Below are 2,049 nucleotides of genomic sequence, written 5' to 3'. Positions count from 1 at the left end.
CTATTCCAGGAGGTGGTGACGGTATGGGTTACGCTTACGGCCAATGTACTTGGGGAGTTGCAGCCCGTATCAACCAATTGGGGCTAAAACTCAAAGGTAAAAATGGTGAGAAGATTCCAATTATCAGTACCATGGGCAATGGCCAAGATTGGGTACGAACAGCCGCAAGTCTCGGTGGGGAGACAGGGACAAGTCCACAAGCAGGAGCTATTCTTTCCTTTGCGGGAGGAGGACATGGCACACCAACAGAATACGGACATGTGGCTTTTGTGGAGAAAGTCTACTCAGATGGCTCATTTCTTATCTCAGAAACCAACTATAATGGCAATCCAAACTATACCTTCCGTAAATTATCTGGAGTGGACAGTAGCTTGAGTTTTGCTTATACGACGAAATAAAAAAAGGATATGCTAACAAAATGAATAAATGTTAGCATATCTTTTGTGTTTTTTTTGTCACGATTAATCAGAATTTATAGAAATGAGAACTGTTATGAGACGAATCATCTCATCAAGAACATCTGCAAGTGAAATCCCCTTAGTATAGCTATATTTTTTTGAATAATTTTGCCATTGTTTATTCTGAATAGGGTCAGATTTGAACCTCTCGAGTAGTTCAATAATCTTTACAAAATCGAGTTCTGTTTCGCGATATGAAAATGTTCTCTGACAGGCATTTTTCAATTGAATGAAGTCAATGTCTTCTTTCTTCAGTTTTGAAAGAATATAAACATCGTAAAAATCTTTGCTTCTGCTGTTCAAGAAGTTGCGTGAATAGATGGTTTGGAGTTTTTCAGCTAGAATTGTTTCAATTGTATAAGCAATGATTGGAAAATTGTCTTCATCAAAAATAGCTTTATAGTCGTATGTAATCGGCTGAGGAGTTACAACATCACCTGTCGCAATATCCAAATGGATAACTTGTTTAATATTCTCAAGTTGGCATAAAATGGTTGCACGATAGCCACCATAGTCATCACTTTCTTTTATAGCTGTGGTTGATTGAATCACAAAAGATATACCTTCTTCGGAATCTGCTAAAATTTCCTTGAGTTGCTGCTTCACAGTATCTTCTGAGAGTGTCATTTGATGGAACAAAAAATCAATATCAACAGTGCTACGAGATTCAACTCCGATAACATTTGATAGTAGGAATCCTCCTTTGAAGATATAGTGATTTGAGTAGGTACTCTGACTTAATTTTTTCAAAATCACTTCAAGAAAGTAATAGGTCATGACGGAATTAAAGGTTAAACCAGTATTCTTTGATATTTTATGACAGAGTGCTGTTAATTTAGCTTTGTTCATATTAGAACCTCCAGAGTTTGTTTAACTTTTTCTAAAGTATTCATTTTTGTCGCATATTCATAGAGTTTTGCTAGATTTTTTTTAGGATAGTTCCCATAAGATTGAAGTGTCTTGACAAAGAGTTCGGAATCAATCTTTTCTCGATGTATTACAAAATCACAAATAATACGTTCAAAATCATATACCCTTACGTTGTTTCCCAAAGGAGTAGGTACAGTAGTCATTCCCAGCTCGCTGTATTCTTTAGAGACAAAGTGAATATTTAGATTAGCTGGAGGAGTATTAAAGCGGTAGCCTCTAGGAACTGTCACATCAAAATATTGTGGAATTTCATCTGTAAACTGTTGTAGATACAGTGCCGAAATATAAGAGAAAATAGCCTTAGGAAAACGATATTGAAAGAAGTAGTATTCATCATAGTCTCCGTTTTGGGTTAGGAAAATACCTTTTTCAACTCGGAAGATAATGCCTTCTTTCTCTAGTCTTGTCAGATATATTGTTGGAATACCTAGTGCTTTACAATCTTTGTTTGTGACAATTCCATTGTTCTTTTCTATAAAATCGAGTAGAATCTCTTTTTTTGACATACGGCCCCCCGCTTGTTGCTTTTACACTACAATTTTACAATATTTGTGGTATAAAAGCAACATTTTCTTTTCCCTCATTTTATTGTGATAACAAAATCAAGCCTTCTTTTTTATGATGGTATTGAACTTGGGCTACGAGCTGTACAAAAAAGAGA

Annotated in this window: 3 protein-coding genes; 1 reads left to right on the top strand and 2 read right to left on the bottom strand. The window is 35.6% G+C overall.

The annotated features are described in order from the left end of the window. On the top strand, window positions 1-398 hold a 398-nt coding region (locus ACHBHN_RS11225), incomplete at its 5' end, for a CHAP domain-containing protein (RefSeq protein ID WP_394734152.1). A gap of 63 nt (window positions 399-461) precedes the next feature. On the opposite strand, the gene ACHBHN_RS11220 is transcribed toward ACHBHN_RS11225, so the two are convergent. Further along, window positions 462-1,307 (bottom strand): nucleotidyl transferase AbiEii/AbiGii toxin family protein, encoded by an 846-nt coding sequence (locus tag ACHBHN_RS11220; RefSeq protein ID WP_044672658.1) that lies wholly within the window; start codon window positions 1,305-1,307, stop codon window positions 462-464. Continuing rightward, window positions 1,304-1,894, bottom strand: coding sequence for a type IV toxin-antitoxin system AbiEi family antitoxin domain-containing protein (locus ACHBHN_RS11215; protein ID WP_000037237.1), 591 nt, complete (start codon window positions 1,892-1,894; stop codon window positions 1,304-1,306). The genes ACHBHN_RS11220 and ACHBHN_RS11215 overlap by 4 nt, the downstream gene beginning before the upstream one ends. Window positions 1,895-2,049 lie beyond the last annotated feature (155 nt).

This window comes from Streptococcus sp. A22 (assembly GCF_043674215.1).
In the GTDB taxonomy this organism is placed as follows: Bacteria; Bacillota; Bacilli; order Lactobacillales; family Streptococcaceae; genus Streptococcus; species Streptococcus suis_V.
The sequence above is the reverse complement of the archived record's forward strand: the minus strand, read 5'-3'. Positions and strand labels throughout refer to the sequence as shown.